Origin of the sequence: Fictibacillus gelatini DSM 15865 (assembly GCF_000430745.1) — a bacterium.
Taxonomy (GTDB): domain Bacteria; phylum Bacillota; class Bacilli; order Bacillales; family Fictibacillaceae; genus Fictibacillus_A; species Fictibacillus_A gelatini.
Map to the genome: position 1 here is coordinate 1 of NZ_AUMP01000039.1, position 17195 is coordinate 17195.

The window sequence follows — 17195 nt, forward strand, 5'->3', positions numbered from 1 at the left end:
ATTTAAAAAAGATGACCCCTGTTCAATACAGAGATCATCTTTCTAAAACTGCCTAGGCTTTTTTTAAAATGTCCTTTACAAAGGGTACACTTCACCCGCGGCCGGGTAGTGTTTTTTTGAATAAGTAATTTTGGTGAAAGGGCTAAAGAATGGTACAATACCGATAGATGAAAAAGGGGAGTATGCAGGAGGATCTATATGGTGAAAGTGCTTATGGAAGAGTTGATTGATAAATTTCAGCTAGAATTGGTCAGCGGGGAAGAAGGCGTCCACCGAAATATTTTAGTAAGTGATATTTCCAGGCCCGGACTGGAGATGGCGGGGTATTTTAACTTTTATCCGTCGGACCGGGTACAGTTGCTCGGTCAAACAGAATTATCGTTCATAACGAAACTGGATTCCGAAACTCGCCTGGACAGAATGTTGCAGCTCTGTACAGATGAAACGCCAGGGATCATTATTTCGCGCGGGTTGGAAGTGCCGAAAGAGTTGTTGATCGCCTCTAATCAAACCGGCGTTCCGGTCATGCGTTCAAAGTTGACGACAACGAGGCTATCAAGCCGATTAACCAACTACCTGGAAAGCCGTCTCGCACCGACAACGGCGGTTCACGGCGTGCTTGTTGACATTTACGGGATTGGAGTGTTAATCACCGGAAATAGCGGCGTCGGGAAAAGCGAAACAGCGCTTGAACTAGTCAAACGCGGCCACCGCTTAGTTGCCGATGATTCTGTTGAAATCCGGCAAGAAGAAGAAGAACGGCTTGTCGGGAGCGCACCTGAATTAATTAAGCATTTATTAGAGATTCGCGGATTGGGCATTATTAATGTCATGACATTGTTTGGGGCGGGTGCGATTCGGGCGCAAAAAGAAATCGATCTTATTATCCATTTAGAAATATGGAATTCGAAAAAAATGTATGATCGGCTCGGAATGGATGAAGAAACGACGAAAATTATTGACGTGGACATTCCGATACTAACGGTTCCCGTTCGGCCGGGCCGTAACCTCGCTGTCATTATTGAAGTAGCGGCGATGAACTTCCGGTTGAAGCGAATGGGCGTGAACGCTGCGCAGCAATTTTCGGAGCGGTTAAATGATGCGATTCGGTTGGGGGATGAAGAAGGCTACTAACGCAACAAGAGGATAAAATTTTTGATTAGGCAAAGGACGTGATAAAAGATGTTATATACGATTCAGCCGCTTAATCGGGTCGCCCTGGAACTTGGGCCGATAACGGTTTATTGGTATGGTGTGATTATTGGGTGCGGCGCATTGCTAGGTTTATGGATCGCTTTAAGAGAAGCAGGACGGAGAGGATTTCCGAAAGAAGCATTTGTCGACCTTGTCATGTGGGCTGTCCCTATTTCGATTATATGTGCGAGAATCTATTATGTGGCGTTTGAGTGGAATGATTACTTCAAAACCCATCCGAGCCACATCATTAAAATTTGGGAAGGCGGCATCGCCATTCATGGAGCCCTGATCGGTGCGGTGCTCACAACGATAATTTTTACAAGAGTCCGCAACTTGCCCTTTTGGAAAATGGTAGACATTGCTGCGCCGAGCCTGATCCTCGGGCAGGCGATCGGACGATGGGGGAACTTCATGAACCAGGAGGCCCATGGCCGTGCTGTATCGCGGGCTTTCCTTGAAAACTTGCATCTTCCTGAATTTATTATCAATCAGATGTACATTAACGGGACATACTACCATCCGACGTTTTTATATGAGTCGCTCTGGGATATTGCCGGGTTTATCATCCTTATTTTGCTTCGAAAGGTGAACCTTCGCCGTGGAGAACTATTTTTAAGCTATCTCATCTGGTACTCTATCGGCCGCTATTTCGTCGAAGGGCTGCGGACGGATAGTCTCATGCTGACGAGCCATCTTCGCATCGCGCAAGTCATTTCAATTGCACTTATTATTATTTCAGTGATGATTATCATCTATCGCCGGAAAACAGGCCTTGCAGATCAACATTACCTCGATCAAGATGAATCATAACGGAAAGGAAACAGCTTTATGAAAATTGACACTTTACTATTTGATTTAGACGGAACACTGATAAACACCAATGAATTGATTATTTCTTCCTTTTTACACACATTAAATCAATACTTCCCTGATCAATATAATCGTGAGAAAGTGCTCCCTTTTATTGGTCCGCCACTTATCGAATCTTTTGAAACAGTTGATAAGGAACGGGCTGAAGAATTGGTAAAAACATACCGGGAATACAATCTGGCTCACCACGATGAACTTGTGACCGAATATGAAGGAGTTTATGAAACGATTGAGAAGCTCCATCAAAAGGGGTATAAGTTAGGCATTGTCACAACGAAAATGCGCCATACCGTTAATATGGGATTAAAGCTCACAGGTTTGGACCAGTTTTTTGAGTGCATTGTACCACTTGATGATGTAAAGCGAGCAAAACCCGATCCGGAACCCATTGAACGGGCGCTTGCGATTCTTGATTCCGTACCGGAAAAAACGATTATGGTTGGAGACAATAAGCATGATATTTTAGCTGGTAAAAATGCCGGAACGAAAACGGCAGGTGTCGCCTGGTCGATTAAAGGCCGTGCCTATCTTGAAGAATTCCAGCCGGATTATATGCTCGAGAATATGAGTGATATACTTGCGATTGTAGAGGGGAACTAATGTGCGAAAGACAGAGCGTTATCCTGTAAAAGGAAAAAACTCGTTATATCAAGTATATGCCACCGTCCCATTTTGGAAGGTGGCAAAAAATTTCATCGCCATTCAAATCGCGCGTTATACGCCGTTCCTTCCACTAAAAAACTGGATTTACCGTACGTTTTTACGAATGAAGGTGGGAGAGGGGACGGCTGTCGCTCTCATGGTCATGATGGATATTATGTTTCCTGAGCGGATATCGATCGGAAGAAATTCAATCATTGGCTATAATACTACAATCCTTGCTCATGAATACTTAATTCGCGAATATCGGCTCGGAGATGTCATCATTGGAGATGACGTCATGATTGGAGCCAACAGTACCATTTTGCCGGGTGTTACCATCGGAGACGGCGCAATTGTTTCAGCAGGGACGCTTGTCCATAAAGATGTGCCTGCGGGTGCGTTTGTTGGAGGAAATCCAATGCGCATGATTTATACGAAAGAAGAACGGGAGCGACGCGAATAAGAAAGGCGAAGAGCCGGGTTAAATAAGCGACTTTTAAAAAAACGTTGAAATTTGTCGTGCTATTCAAATTTACGTTTTCGCCTATAAAGCGTTATACTAAATGAAAAAGCATTTTTTCGGTAAGCAAGGGGGAAGAGTCATGAAAAGAAAGTCCTTTTCGATCTTTTTTATAAAGGATACGTTTAGTATTGGCCATCTAATGGAAGAAAGCTTATTCCAGCACCAAAAATCAAACGAAGAACAAACAAATGCAAAGCGATCAGTAGAGCGTGAAGCTTACCGATTTCGTACGACACTGTCCAAAATGAAAGGACACTTCTTTATTAAATACTATGAATTTCATGATTCAACAGCAAAAATTGCGTTCTATGGGGATTTTGCGACGTATTACAGGGAAACTCCTTACACCTATCTCAAAAAAGAGGACTATTTGCATTATTTAGGTACCGAAGAAGCTGTACATAAACTGCTCCTTGATTCCACCATTTATTTACTGAAAGAACTCCCGTTTTTAAATGAACTAATAATTGAAGTGCCAAACCATGGGAAAAAATACAGCATCCATCTGACGAGAAGAGAAGTAGACCAATTTCTGAATTGTCATCTATCTGATAAAAAAGACGGACACCATACCCGCCATTATTTCTTATGCAAAGAGCCGGACATCAAGAAATTTGTTGCGGAATTTGTGAAAGTAAAAAAACTGCGAAAAAGGCTTTGAAAAAAGAAGCTGTTCCAAAACCTTTGAACTAAAGGGGAAAACAGCAGCTTAGCCAAACCATCAAATAGTTTGAAAGAAAGAGGAATAGATTCATAGTTTCCGGGCCATACTTGAAGTAAGAACTTTTCTAAAAGGAGCGGAAACAATGGATCTACATGAATATGCGGTGATGAATGTCGTCATTGCTTTTAAAGAACAAGATATTACAATTATTGATGAAGAGTTGATGAAAATCGCGCATTATGTAGCTGATGATTTTATCATTCATGATTGGGACTTTTCGTTATTGCCGGAACTGAGGGTTGATGTTATGCCCGGCATCATTCACGTCGAAGCACGGGCGTATGACTGGCAATTTGACTTAAATGGAAATTACGTTGGAAGTGGCATGTTTAAAGAGGTTACGGTACAATTCGTAACGTCTTAAAGAAGAAATAAGAGCTTGAGTGCACTCAAGCTCTTATTTCTTTTCTTGATTATTTTTCATCGAAAGCAATGCTTTTCTATAATCTTCATCCTGCATTTTTTGCTTGTCAGGCTTCTCTTTGAGTTTACCTTGTTCGCCACGAAGTTGGAATTGTTGCAGTGCTCTGCGATATTCCTGATCATTGATCTTGTCTTTTGAATCTTGAATTGGATTTGATTCCTGAACGGTTGCCGTGGAAACGCCGTTTGTTTCCAATTGAGCTTCAGTTCCTTCTTCTTCCGGGGTTTCTTCTATGACATCAGTCGTTGCCGCTTGTTTCGGTTCTTGCGCATCCTTTTTCTCAGGAGTGCCAAAAACACGGGCATTCATTACAATAAGTGTGATAATAATGATAACAGCAACGACAATGAATAAGCCGATGATTAACATATGTTTATGCCCCTACCCTTTTTCTGTAAATTGTCGGGTGATAGAAGAAACACGTTCGCCTAAAGCTCTTCCTAATGCTAAACCGTTCTCTGAAATTTGATTTTCCGCGGGGTCGTCAGGATTTCCTACCGGGAATGTCACCCCAACCCCATAATATGAACCGTAAAGGGCATTTTCAGGAATGTTGCCTGGCAGGCCAACAACGATCATTCCTTGATGGAGCATCGGCGTTATCAAATTTAGCATGGTCGCTTCAATTCCGCCATGTTCCGTCGCCGTCGTACAAAAAACGGCACCAATTTTATTTATTAATTTTCCTTGAGCCCATAAGTAACCGAGCTTATCGATCCACGCTTTTAAGCCCGAGCTGATCGTTCCAAAATGGCCGGGGCACCCCCAAATAATGGCATCCATTTCAGCGAGATCATACACATTGGCTTCATTTACATGATGAAGGAACACTTCAGCTCCTTCAACCCGATTGGCGCCTTCTTTAATCGCTTTTGCCAATTGTTCAGTATGTCCTCCTTCTGAGTCGTAGACGATATAAATTTTCATTGAAATAAAACCTCCTAAAATGATTTTACGTCCTGCCCGTGTTTTGGAGCCGGGAGTAGTAAAATTTCTTTTTCATTCTCCACTGTTTTTTCGCGTTTCACATTTTTGTCTTTACGGACATCACGAAGGAAAAAGCTTAATAGTAATCCAACAATCGTTAATCCTGTTGCCCAATAGAAAGCATCATTAATTCCGTTAACCGTTGATTGCAGACTCACCTGGCCGGTAAAAAGGGAGACGGCCATTTGTTTAGCCTGTTCTAATGGCAAGTGCATCGTCTCTGCCACTTTTTGAACAAAAGATTGAAACGATGCGGCAAAAAACGGATCTCCTGTATTAGCATGCTCACTTATAGAAGACATATGAAAGGTTGTGCGATTGGTAAAAATGGTTGTCATTAAACTTGTGCCAATGGATCCTCCGACTTGCCGCAATGTATTCGACATTGCCGTTCCATGGCTGTTTAGTTCTCTCGGCAGCTGGTTCATCCCCGCCGTCATTATTGTCATCATTAAAAACGACATGCCGAATGAACGGATCATATACAGGATAAGAATATGGCTGTATGACGTTTCTACTGTAAGCTGAGTAAATTCATACGTTGTAACAGCTGTAATTAACAGCCCGATCACTGCGAGCGGGCGGGGGCCGATTTTATCAAACAGCGCGCCTGAAATCGGCGACATAATTCCCATGATGATTGCCCCTGGAAGCATTAATAAGCCGGATTGAAGTGGGGTGAATCCACGCAAGTTTTGTAAATAAATCGGAAGCAAAAACATTCCGGCATACATAGCAACTGTAATTAAAACACTAATAATGCTGGACATTGAAAACATATCGTATTTAAACACTCTGAAATTCAATAAAGGAGTTTTTGAACGAATTTGTTGAACGACAAAAATCGCAATGAAAATAACTCCAATAATAATTGTGGAAAGAACGATTGGATCGTCCCATCCATCATTTCCCGCTTCACTGCAGCCATAAAGCAATCCGCCGACGCCGATCAGTGAAGTCACAGTGCCGAAAAAATCCAACTTGATTTTTTTCGGCTCGATAATGTTTCGAAGTTTGAAAAAAGCAATGATCAAAACGATTAATCCGAGCGGAACCATTCCGTAAAATAAAATGCGCCATGTGTAATGTTCCACAATCCAGCCGGATAACGTTGGACCGACTGCCGGGGCGAACATCATTGCAAGGCCGAAAATCCCCATCCCTTTACCTCGCATTTGCGGAGGGAAGACGAACAAAATGATCGTCATGACAAGAGGGGAAAGAACCCCGCCGCCAACGGCCTGTATAATCCGGCCGGTCAACATGACAGAAAAGCTCGGCGCAATTCCGCAAATGAATGAACCGACCGTAAAGCAAAACATCGCAACTAAAAATAAAATGCGCACACCGAAACGTTCAATTAAAAAAGCGGACAGCGGAATTAAAACACCGTTAACGAGCATGTAGGCGGTCAACAGCCACTGCGCCGTATTTGTCGTGACGCCGAATTCCGTAATTAAATGCGGGATTGCCACATTTAGCAGCGTCTGGTTCAAGATCGCTAAAAACAATCCGAGCATCAATACAATGAGAAGCGGAATGTGCTGTCCTATCCCATTGCTGTTTTCCCCTGAATTACTGGATGCCATCAAACTTCAACTCCTTTCTGCTAATCGTTAACGTCTTTATTTTGAAATCTTAACTTCTGCATTCATTCCTGGAAGAACATCTTCAGAATAATTGCTGATTGAAATTTTTACAGGAATTTTTTGCGTTACTTTTGTATAATCACCGCTTGTGTTTTGTTGAGGAAGCAATGAAAATACTGAGTTTGTGGCATAACCAATTTGTTCTACTTTACCTTTTAACGTCGTGTCGGAATTTTCGTCCACTGTTACATCGACATCTGCGCCTACTTCAACATCGCGGATGTCTGTTTCATCAATGTTGGCAACGACAAATAATTTTTTCATGTCCACTACTTGTGCTAAAGGTTGACCTGCTTGAACAAGTTGGCCTTCTTTTGCTTCATCTTTAATGACTGTGCCTTCAATCGGCGTTTTAATGGAAACAGATGATTTTGCTTCAGGGCTATCTACTTTTCCAGTTGTTTCATCTTCGCTGAATTTCGTTCCTTCTTTTGCATCCCAGCTTGTTAGTTTACCTGAAACTGGAGATGCGATTTGAACCATATCCCCTGAAATTTTTGCATCATCGGTTTTAACATAATTGGCTGATTGATTGTAATAATAAACACCCCCGATTACGAGCGCTAACACCACTAAAATACCGATGATGTTGATCGTAAATAATTTTCCTTTGCTCATTTATTCTTTCTCCTTCCATTCTTTTAACTTTATTTACTTTATGGTAAAGTTACTTTACAAGATAATATCTTAATTGAAAAGGGGGATTTTGTCTAGTATAATAGTAATGAAATGTTATAGTAATTTTTTGGATGAAATGTATATTCATTTTAGTTTGTTTAAAAGGAGCCTGGCGATGGTAGAAAGTAAGGATGAGTTGCGAAAACAGCTGGAACGGGTTGATCAAATCACCGAAATGTTCTTTCGTTTTAAAAATAAAGTCATTGCGCAGAAGCATGAAGAATCTTCATATAAAATGACTCCGGCAAAGTATCATATGTTGAAAGTCGTTTATGAAAAAGGAAAATGCATGGTTGTTGACATTTCCCGAAAATTAGAATTAACGTCCGGTGCAACTACCATAAATTTAAACCGATTAGAAGAAGATGGACTGATTGTCCGTTTAAGAGATAAAAATGATCGGCGCATTGTTTGGATCGAGCTTTCGGAAAAAGGAAAGAATTTGATTGAACAGGTGATTAAAAATAGAAATACATTTTGGACAAGGCTTCTTTCTCCATTAACAGAAGAAGAGAAAGAACAATTTGTTTATTTGACGGAGAAAATCACGAATGAACTTCAAAAAATGACAGAAGAAAAATCATAAAAAAAACCCCCGAACAAGGGGGTTTTTTTATGATTTTTAATTTCCGTCAGGCCGGCTGTTTTTCTCTCTTAAATTTGCCGCTTCACCGGGTATTTTAATCGAATCTTCGTTAGTCAATCCTTTTGTTTGATCCGTCGAATAGTCATATTGCGAGCGATCGACAGGTTTAAATCCTTTTGGTTTGTGGAAACGGAGCAGATCGCCGTAAACGACATTGTCTGACAATTCCAGTTCTTTTTTCACCACATTATCATATGGCGCACATGCTTTTTGGTCTTTCACTTTTTCGCCGGTCGGGTTCGCATAACATACACCTTTTACTTGTGTATATTTCGGTGTGACAAAGTCTCCGTTTCTAAACGGAACAATTTCACGGTGTTTGTCAGATAAAAGATCGGAACCGAACGAAATATAGTCTTTCGTATCGACACCTAGTAAGTGAAGCAATGTTGGACGTACATCCACTTCACCGCCGTATTTATGAATGACTTTCCCCTTCACGCCAGGAACGTGAATGAATAGCGGAACACGTTGCAATTGCGCATTCTCATATGGCGTAATCGGTTTGCCCATTACTTTTGCCATCGCATCATTATGGTTTTCGGAAATACCGTAATGGTCACCATACATAACAACGATTGTATGATCATAGAGACCACTTTTCTTTAAGTTTGTAAAGAATTGTTCAAGTGCTTCGTCCATATAGTGAGCCGTTTGGAAATAGTTGTTAACCACGCTATCCCCGAAATTGCCCGCAGGGAAGTCTTGATCTTCCTTATCAAGCGGGAATGGGAAGTGGTTAGATAACCAGATCATTTTTGCATAATATGGCTGTTTTAAACCTTCAAGATAAGGCATCGATTCTTCAACAAACGGTTTATCTTTCAACCCATAGTTCAACGTATTTTTATCACTCATATCATAATATTTCGCATCAAAGAACTTATCGTAGCCGAATGCTTTATACATTCTGTCGCGGTTCCAGAACGATGCATTATTCCCGTGCAGTGCAGCGGACGTATAACCATATTGTTTTAAAATGGCAGGAGCTGCTTGATACGTATTTTGCGCTTTCGTTGTAAATACGGATCCTTGTGGAAGCGGGAATAATGAATTCTCCATCATAAATTCAGCATCCGATGTTTTTCCTTGCCCGGTTTGATGGAAGAAGTTATCAAAGTAAAATGTATTCTTATCATGCGTTAATTTGTTTAAAAACGGAGTAACTTCTTTTCCATCTAATTTATAGTTAATCATAAAATTTTGCAGGGATTCCATTGAAATATAAATGACGTTCATCCCTTTGCCTTTTCCGAAATATTTCGGGTTGGGCTCTGTATAATTCGCTTTTGTAAAGTTTTCAACATCGGTTAAATCGCTGCTGTCGGCAAATGCCCGCTGCGCCGAAGACATTGAGTTTTGAATAATGTCGTATAGTTGGTAATTATATTGGCCAAGATACTTCACAAGATAATTACGGTCAAATGTACGGGACAACAGCTGCGGACGATCCGATTCAGCAAGTCCGAGATTTATAATAAAAATAAAGATGGCAGAAGCAAAAACAATCCATATTGACCGTCTTTTTACATATTCCTGCGGCTTGAGCACTTTACATAATGCAAATACAATTAAAAGAATCGTATCAATAAAATAAAAAATATCGGTTACTTTCATAAGTGACCAGGCGCTTCCGCTCACTTCACCAAAGTTTTGTGTTTGAAACAAAACAGGCAATGTAATGAAATCATCAAAGAACCGATAGTATACAACATTCGCATATAAGACAATGGATAAAATGAGATTAATGACAATCATCGCCCAATAGCGCCCGCGTCCTTTGAAAAACAGGGCAATCGCAAAGAAGAGAAGCGACGAGCTGATTGGATTAATAAAAAGCAAAAATTGTTGCATCGCATTTTTTATTCCGAGACTAAAGTCAACTTGATACGCAATATACGTTTTCAGCCAGAAGACGATGACGACGAAAAAAAAGAGAACAAATTTCTCGTTCAACTGCTCCTGGCATTTCATTAATAACTGCTTCATACAGTTGTTCCTCCTCTATTAGTCATCAATGACTTCAAGGTTTCTTTCCCCATTTACAAAAAAAATAAACTCTCAAATATCGTATGAGAGGGGGTTACATATACCACATTATTGTAACGTGATTCATAGTAAAGTCAAGTTAAAACACTGATTGAAGATGACGCGAAAAATCGTCATAATTCCTGTAATACCAACGGATTTCGGCACTGTTTTTAAGTTTAATCCAATTTTTGTAAATAAAAGACCCTCGTTGATCAACGAGGGTATCTGGCTAATTTTCCGTAAAGATAAAGGGTTCTTTTAGCTTCTTTCCATTATCTTCCCATGAGATGACGATTTCAACTTCTGTCGCTTTTTTGGAAAGAAAGAAACGACTGTCGCCTAAAGCTTGCCCATGCTTAATGGAACGGATGGGCTGTTCCGCAGGTCCAACTAATGATAATTTTTTTCTGGCATCCAACTCATTGCGATGAACCTCAATGGTGACATTTTCGGCATCTTTCCCAATATTTTTAACCGAAAATAGATAAGCATTCGAATGTTTAGCATGATTGGAACGAAGCGGATTATCTTGATGGATTTCCACAACCCACTGGTTTGTATTTTTTGTAATCGGCAAATTGTTGAACGTCAATGCGTATGTAGAACCGCCAAACCCTGAGGCCAGACAAAAAAAGACAATCATTGCGCCTATGATTTTGTGAACCATTAAAATCCCATCCTTCTAATTTTTTATTACTCAATAGGTTGTCCAAAAGGAAGGCTGTTTATTTAAGCGTAAATGAAGTTGTGCTACACTAAAACGAGAGAATGATAAAGAGGAGAATCCAATGTTTGAAAAAGCGTTAAACGTTCTAAAAAGCACGTTTGGTTATGATTCCTTTCGAAAAGGGCAGGAAGATGTGGTCAAACGGCTATTAAATAAACAAGATACGCTTGGAATTATGCCGACAGGAGGCGGGAAATCGATTTGCTATCAAGTGCCGGCATTACTTTTTCCAGGCGTCACACTCGTTATTTCCCCTCTCATTTCCCTTATGAAAGACCAGGTCGATGCGCTTGAGAAAGAAGGGGTGCCGGCGACTTATATTAATAGTACGCTTTCCTCACAGGAAGTCCATGAACGGTTAGAAGGAGCGAGTTACGGCCTATTTAAATTAATTTATATTGCGCCTGAGCGTCTCGGGTCCTTGTCGTTTATTGAATGGCTGAACCGCCTGCCCATTTCACTCATCGCGATTGACGAAGCTCATTGTATTTCACAATGGGGGCACGATTTCAGGCCAAGTTATCTTTTAATTAAAGAGATGATTGAAAAGCTCCGCTCAAAACCTGTTATTGTTGCATTGACAGCGACAGCGACTGAAAAAGTAACAGAAGATATTTGCCACCAATTGCGGATGGACAGAGACCAGGTGGTAACAACCGGATTTGCCCGCGATAATCTTTTTTTTCGTGTCATTAAAGGGCAAGACCGCGATCGTTTCCTTGAATCCTATTTGCATAAAAATGAAGCGCAATCGGGCATTATTTATGCAGCGACACGAAAAGAAGTAGAACGTCTTCATGCGCTACTGGAGCATAAAGGCTTTAAAGCAGGGAAGTATCATGCCGGGATGACGGAACAAGAGCGGAATCATTTTCAAGATCGGTTTCTCTATGATGATAAAACGATTATGGTAGCCACATCGGCTTTCGGGATGGGCATTAATAAATCGAATGTACGGTATGTCGTTCATTATAACATTCCGAAAAACATTGAATCGTATTATCAGGAAGCCGGACGCGCAGGGCGTGACGGGGAAGAGAGCGAATGCATCCTTCTTTATGTCCCTCAAGATGTTCACATTCAAAAGTTTTTAATTGAGCAGTCGGACATGGAACCTCAAAGAAAAATGCAGGAATATGAGAAGTTGCAGCAAATGATCGGATTTTGCCATACGGAAGGTTGTCTTCAGCAATACATTCTCCATTATTTTGGTGACCGAAAAGAAATCGAATGTGGCCATTGTGGTAACTGTACGGATGAGCGAGAGTCCGTTGATGTAACGAGGGAAGCGCAAATGGTGTTTTCCTGCATTAAAAGAATGAAAGAACGGTTTGGAAAAACATTTATCGCCAAAGTATTGACAGGTTCGTCCGATCAAAAGGTGAAAAACTTTGGATTTGATCAATTGTCCACTTACGGAATTATGAAAGAGCAAACGCAACAGCAAGTTTGTGAGCTTATTGATTTTTTGACTGCTGAACAGTATCTTGTCCCGACCGGCGGAAACTACCCTGTGCTGGCCTTAACGAAGAAAGCGGTGCAAGTTCTCCGGGGCGAAGAAAATGTTGTAAAGAAAGAAAGCGTCGAGGCAAAACAATTCGTTGTTCAGGATGCATTATTTGAGCGGCTAAGACAAGTGCGAAAGAGCATTGCGGAAGCTGAACAAGTTCCACCTTTTGTCATTTTCTCCGATGCGACGCTTCGGGAATTAAGCAGTAAACTGCCTGTTACAGAAGAAGAACTGCTTCAAGTAAAGGGAGTGGGTAAGCGCAAAAGCGAGCAATATGGACAGCTTTTTTTGCGGGAAATTGCAGCATACCGTGAGGAAAAAGGAATCACTCTACCTGAGCCGGCAAAACCGGTCGCCTTCCACACAACAAAGAAACGAACAAATGCAAAAGAGAAAAGCCATTATGTTACGTTCGAAATGTATAAGACCGGCAAGCCGCCCGAGGAGATCGCTGCTGAACGGGAACTTTCTGTAATCACTATTCAAAAGCACCTGGAGCTTTGCTCTGAAGAAGGAATGGATGTCAATTGGGATGATTTTATTGATCCAGCATATGAGTCTCTAATCGAAGAGGCAATTGCAAAAGCAGGAGTAGAAAGGCTGAAGCCGATTAAAGAAGAGCTTCCTGAAGAAGTCGATTACTTTATGATCCGGGCGGTTATCCAAAAACAAAAAGGTATGAGGTAACGAAAGGGATGGGCCAATTGCCCATCCCTTTTTAAAGTCCTTCAAATTTTTTGATCGCTTCGCGGATGTTTTCTGGCACCCGTGTGCTTTTTTTCGTTTCCTTATCAACGAGGACAATCGTTCCTGAGCCGGTGGCGACAAGGCGATTTTCTTTTTTTGAAACGATCGCATATTCAATGTCCGTGGACGAATTGCCGAGCCTTGCCACCCTTGCAGCTGCAATAAGTTCCTCGCCAAAAAACGCTTCACTATGATAATGACACCACATGTCCGCAGTGACAACGGTTAAGTTATGATCGAAAATGCCCAGGTTCTGTAAATATTCGGTTCGTGCTTGTTCAAAGTAAATAAAATAACTTGTGTTGTTCACGTGGCCAGACATATCCGTCTCGCAAAAACGTACGTTAATCGTGGTGGAAAATTTGAACTTTTTCAGCCATTCTTCGATATTCGGTTGAATGTATGTTGCTTGCGCCATATAAATTCCCCTTCTCACAAAATAGTTACATTTTCTATTTTATCTGAATTGTTAGAAACAAGCACTTAATTGCTCTATCATCGGCATTTTAAAATAGAGATTGACACACCTGTATATACAAGTTAAACTGAAGACAAACTTGTATATACAAGACTTTTTTTCATGCGCAATGAAAACGGTTTCGATAAAAGGGAAAAATTATTCGTTTACAAAATGCGTTGCAGTGATTTTTGTAAACGTTGTCAGGGAGGAAGGAAAATGAGCGTCAGACATTCAGCTGAACAAATTGTTCAGGCTATTGGCGGGAAAGACAATATTTCAGCGGCTACTCATTGTGTCACTAGATTAAGATTTGCCCTAAAAGATGAAAGTAAAGTCGACAAAGAAACGCTTGAACAAATTGACGTCGTAAAAGGATCATTTTCGTCAAATGGCCAGTTCCAGGTAGTCATCGGTCAGGGGCTTGTAAACAAAGTGTATAACGAACTTATAGAAATGACGGAAATGGAAAGATCGACAAAACAAGAGATTAAAGATGCGGCCGAAAAGAATTTGAATCCTCTCCAACGGGCGGTAAAGACGCTGGCGGACATCTTTATTCCGATTTTGCCGGCAATTGTTACGGCCGGTTTGTTGATGGGGATCAACAATATTTTGGCAGGGAAAGGAATCTTTTATAATAATCAGTCATTCATAGATGTTCACACGGCATGGAAAGATCTTGCTAATATGATCAATTTAATCGCCAACACAGCATTTGTCTTTTTGCCGGGTTTGATCGGCTGGTCCGCTGTTAAAAAATTCGGCGGAAGCCCATTGCTCGGTATTGTACTTGGACTCATGCTTGTCCATCCGGATTTGTTGAATGCATGGAGCTATGGAGAGGCGCTTTCGAAAGGCAATGTTCCTCATTGGAACTTATTTGGCCTGAATGTTGAGAAGATCGGATACCAGGGACAAGTATTGCCGGTGTTGATTGCTTCATATGTATTGGCTAAAATAGAGAGATTTTTAACCCGACGCATCCCGGATGCCTTTCAGCTATTGCTTGTCGCCCCTATTGCGCTGCTCTTAACAGGGTTTTTGTCATTCATTGCGATCGGCCCGGTTACGTTTGCCATCGCTAACGCCATTACTTCAGGATTAGTGGGCATTTTCGATCATTTTGCGGCCTTAGGAGGACTTTTATACGGCGGATTATATGCGCTGTTAGTCGTGACAGGCATGCACCATACCTTTTTGGCTGTAGACCTTCAATTAATCGGAAGTACTGGAGGGACGTTTTTGTGGCCGATGCTCGCACTATCGAATATTGCTCAAGGTTCAGCCGCATTCGCGATGATGGTTGCCACAAAAAATGAAAAATTGAAAGGGTTGTCGCTAACATCCGCCATTTCGGCTTTTTTAGGAATAACTGAACCAGCGATGTTTGGTGTGAATTTGCGGTTTAAGTATCCGTTCATATCCGCAATGATCGGATCGGCGATAGCAGGTGTGATTTTATCGGTCGGACGGGTGAAAGCTTCGTCTATCGGTGTCGGAGGGCTTCCGGGGTTTCTGTCCATTTTCCCAAATCAATGGGGAGTGTTCTTTATCGGCATGGCCATTGTCCTTATCGTCCCGTTCATTCTGACTGTCTTCATCGCAAAAGTGAAAAAAGATAAAGGTGTAAAAGAAAATACAGATGAAACGGTTGTAAAAGCAACGAATTAAAAATAGTAGGTGGTGTCATGAGAAGTGGAACCTTGGTGGAAAAGAGCCGTCGTTTATCAGATCTATCCGAAAAGTTTTAACGATACGACGGGAAGCGGCACAGGAGACATTCAGGGGATCATAGAAAAACTGGATTATTTAAAAGAATTGGGCATTGACGTTATTTGGCTGACGCCAATTTATCAATCTCCGCAAAATGATAATGGCTATGATATTAGCGATTACTACAACATTCATGAAGAATTTGGGACGATGGAAGACTTCGAACGGCTTTTGAATGAAGTTCACATGCGCGGCATGAAATTGATCATGGATATCGTCGTCAATCACACATCGACCGAACATCCGTGGTTTAAAGAGGCAAGCCAGTCAAGGCAAAGTCCTTATCGTGAATTTTATATATGGAAAGATGGGAAGGATGGAGGCGAACCGAATAACTGGCAATCAAAATTCGGCGGCGCGGCGTGGGAATATGACGAAACGACCGGGCAGTATTATTTGCATTTGTTTGATGTTACCCAGGCGGATTTAAATTGGGAAAATGAAGACGTCCGCAAAAATGTGTATGCCATGATGAACTTTTGGCTTGAGAAAGGCGTAGACGGATTTCGGCTTGACGTGATCAATTTAATTTCCAAAGATCAAAGCTTCCCGGATGATGACGGTACAAAACCTCCTGGAGATGGAAGGAAATTTTATACGGATGGCCCGAGAGTCCATGAGTTTTTAAACGAAATGAACGAGAACGTATTTTCAAAGTTTGATTGCATGACGGTCGGAGAAATGTCTTCAACGTCCATTGATCATTGCATTAAGTATACAAATCCAGAGCGGAAAGAATTAAGCATGACGTTCAACTTCCATCACTTAAAAGTTGACTATCCGAATGGAGAGAAATGGTCTGTTGCGGACTTCGATTTTCTTGAATTGAAACGGATTCTGTCCAACTGGCAGGTCAACATGCATGAAGGCGGCGGCTGGAACGCTCTTTTCTGGTGTAACCATGACCAGCCAAGAATTGTTTCAAGGTATGGGAATGATCGGGAGTTTCGTAATCGTTCGGCGAAAATGCTCGCGACAACGCTCCATTTTATGCAAGGGACCCCTTATATTTATCAGGGGGAAGAAATCGGAATGACCGACCCGAAATTTGATTCGATCAACGATTATCGTGATGTGGAGTCCATTAACTTTTACAGAACGAAGAAAAAAGAAGGAATAGATGATGCTTCCATCATTGAAATATTGAAGCAAAAATCGCGGGATAATTCGCGGACGCCAATGCAATGGAATGCTAGCCGCCATGCCGGATTTACAGAAGGCGACCCGTGGATTCCGGTCGCTTCCAACTTTAAAGAAATCAATGTCGAAAACGCGTTAAAAGATAAAGATTCAGTATTTTATCACTACCAAAAATTGATAAAGCTCCGGAAAGATTACGATATTATAACGTTTGGCAATTATCGGCTCATTTTAGAAAATCATGAAAGCATATTTGCCTATATGAGAAGCTATCAAAAAGAAAAATTGTTGGTCATTAATAATTTTTATGGAAGAGAGACAGAATTTGTCTTGCCAGACAGTTTGGATTTAGATGATTATGTTAGCGAGATCTTGCTTTCTAATTACAATGATTCTCCAGCTGAATTCAAGCGTATCACGCTTCGTCCGTACGAGTCGATTGTATATTATCTGGCCAAACAGTGATA

17 protein-coding genes are annotated in these 17195 nt (G+C 41.3%); 10 read left to right on the plus strand and 7 right to left on the minus strand.

Translation table 11 applies throughout. The features are described from left to right. The first annotated feature begins 198 nt into the window (after positions 1–198). From hprK to H538_RS0115345, 6 genes are all read left to right on the plus strand, one after another. Complete coding sequence (hprK, locus tag H538_RS0115320; RefSeq protein WP_026678357.1) at positions 199–1134, plus strand: HPr(Ser) kinase/phosphatase; 936 nt, start codon at positions 199–201, stop codon at positions 1132–1134. A gap of 48 nt (positions 1135–1182) precedes the next feature. Then, positions 1183–2007 (plus strand): prolipoprotein diacylglyceryl transferase, encoded by an 825-nt coding sequence (gene lgt, locus H538_RS0115325; protein ID WP_026678358.1) that lies wholly within the window; start codon positions 1183–1185, stop codon positions 2005–2007. 18 nt (positions 2008–2025) lie between these two features. Then, positions 2026–2667 carry a pyrophosphatase PpaX gene (gene ppaX, locus H538_RS0115330; protein ID WP_026678359.1) on the plus strand — a complete coding sequence of 214 codons (642 nt, stop codon included), beginning with the start codon at positions 2026–2028 and terminating at the stop codon, positions 2665–2667. 1 nt (position 2668) lies between these two features. Beyond that, positions 2669–3172 (plus strand): acyltransferase, encoded by a 504-nt coding sequence (locus H538_RS0115335; protein ID WP_026678360.1) that lies wholly within the window; start codon positions 2669–2671, stop codon positions 3170–3172. Positions 3173–3311: 139 nt separating this feature from the next. Next, on the plus strand, positions 3312–3893 hold the full coding sequence (locus H538_RS0115340) for a hypothetical protein (RefSeq protein WP_026678361.1): 582 nt from the start codon (positions 3312–3314) through the stop codon (positions 3891–3893). 145 nt (positions 3894–4038) lie between these two features. Beyond that, positions 4039–4320 (plus strand): hypothetical protein, encoded by a 282-nt coding sequence (locus H538_RS0115345; protein WP_026678362.1) that lies wholly within the window; start codon positions 4039–4041, stop codon positions 4318–4320. Between the two features lie 33 nt (positions 4321–4353). On the opposite strand, the gene H538_RS0115350 is transcribed toward H538_RS0115345, so the two are convergent. The 4 genes from H538_RS0115350 to H538_RS0115365 are packed head-to-tail and all read right to left on the minus strand — an operon-like array spanning position 4354 to position 7634. Continuing rightward, positions 4354–4749: a hypothetical protein gene (locus tag H538_RS0115350; protein ID WP_026678363.1), complete on the minus strand. Its 396-nt coding sequence runs from the start codon at positions 4747–4749 to the stop codon at positions 4354–4356. A gap of 12 nt (positions 4750–4761) precedes the next feature. After that, entirely contained in the window at positions 4762–5307 is a 546-nt protein-coding gene (locus H538_RS0115355; RefSeq protein ID WP_026678364.1) for an NAD(P)H-dependent oxidoreductase, read from the minus strand. A 14-nt stretch (positions 5308–5321) separates the two neighbouring features. Continuing rightward, the gene (locus tag H538_RS0115360; protein ID WP_051291509.1) at positions 5322–6956 is read right to left on the minus strand and encodes a DHA2 family efflux MFS transporter permease subunit; all 1635 of its coding nucleotides are present in this window, start codon (positions 6954–6956) and stop codon (positions 5322–5324) included. Positions 6957–6992: 36 nt separating this feature from the next. Continuing rightward, the gene (locus H538_RS0115365; RefSeq protein ID WP_026678366.1) at positions 6993–7634 is read right to left on the minus strand and encodes an efflux RND transporter periplasmic adaptor subunit; all 642 of its coding nucleotides are present in this window, start codon (positions 7632–7634) and stop codon (positions 6993–6995) included. 175 nt (positions 7635–7809) lie between these two features. Between H538_RS0115365 and H538_RS0115370 the strand changes: the two genes are divergently transcribed. Next, positions 7810–8280, plus strand: a complete 471-nt coding sequence (locus H538_RS0115370) for a MarR family winged helix-turn-helix transcriptional regulator (protein ID WP_026678367.1) — start codon at positions 7810–7812, stop codon at positions 8278–8280. A 36-nt stretch (positions 8281–8316) separates the two neighbouring features. On the opposite strand, the gene ltaS is transcribed toward H538_RS0115370, so the two are convergent. Both ltaS and H538_RS0115380 read right to left on the minus strand, forming a co-directional pair. Then, positions 8317–10329: a lipoteichoic acid synthase gene (gene ltaS / locus H538_RS24035; RefSeq protein WP_081412683.1), complete on the minus strand. Its 2013-nt coding sequence runs from the start codon at positions 10327–10329 to the stop codon at positions 8317–8319. A 271-nt stretch (positions 10330–10600) separates the two neighbouring features. Next, complete coding sequence (locus tag H538_RS0115380) at positions 10601–11038, minus strand: hypothetical protein (RefSeq protein ID WP_026678368.1); 438 nt, start codon at positions 11036–11038, stop codon at positions 10601–10603. Positions 11039–11159: 121 nt separating this feature from the next. Here H538_RS0115380 and recQ point away from each other — a divergent pair, with 121 nt between their 5' ends. Then, positions 11160–13295 carry a DNA helicase RecQ gene (gene recQ / locus H538_RS0115385; RefSeq protein ID WP_026678369.1) on the plus strand — a complete coding sequence of 712 codons (2136 nt, stop codon included), beginning with the start codon at positions 11160–11162 and terminating at the stop codon, positions 13293–13295. Between the two features lie 31 nt (positions 13296–13326). Here recQ and H538_RS0115390 read toward each other — a convergent pair whose 3' ends face one another. Then, positions 13327–13773, minus strand: coding sequence for an acyl-CoA thioesterase (locus tag H538_RS0115390; RefSeq protein WP_026678370.1), 447 nt, complete (start codon positions 13771–13773; stop codon positions 13327–13329). Between the two features lie 258 nt (positions 13774–14031). Here H538_RS0115390 and treP point away from each other — a divergent pair, with 258 nt between their 5' ends. Together treP and treC are read left to right on the plus strand one after the other, a co-directional pair. Continuing rightward, on the plus strand, positions 14032–15486 hold the full coding sequence (gene treP, locus H538_RS24040; RefSeq protein ID WP_051291510.1) for a PTS system trehalose-specific EIIBC component: 1455 nt from the start codon (positions 14032–14034) through the stop codon (positions 15484–15486). A gap of 24 nt (positions 15487–15510) precedes the next feature. After that, on the plus strand, positions 15511–17193 hold the full coding sequence (treC, locus tag H538_RS0115405; protein ID WP_026678371.1) for an alpha,alpha-phosphotrehalase: 1683 nt from the start codon (positions 15511–15513) through the stop codon (positions 17191–17193). The last annotated feature ends 2 nt before the right edge of the window (positions 17194–17195 follow it).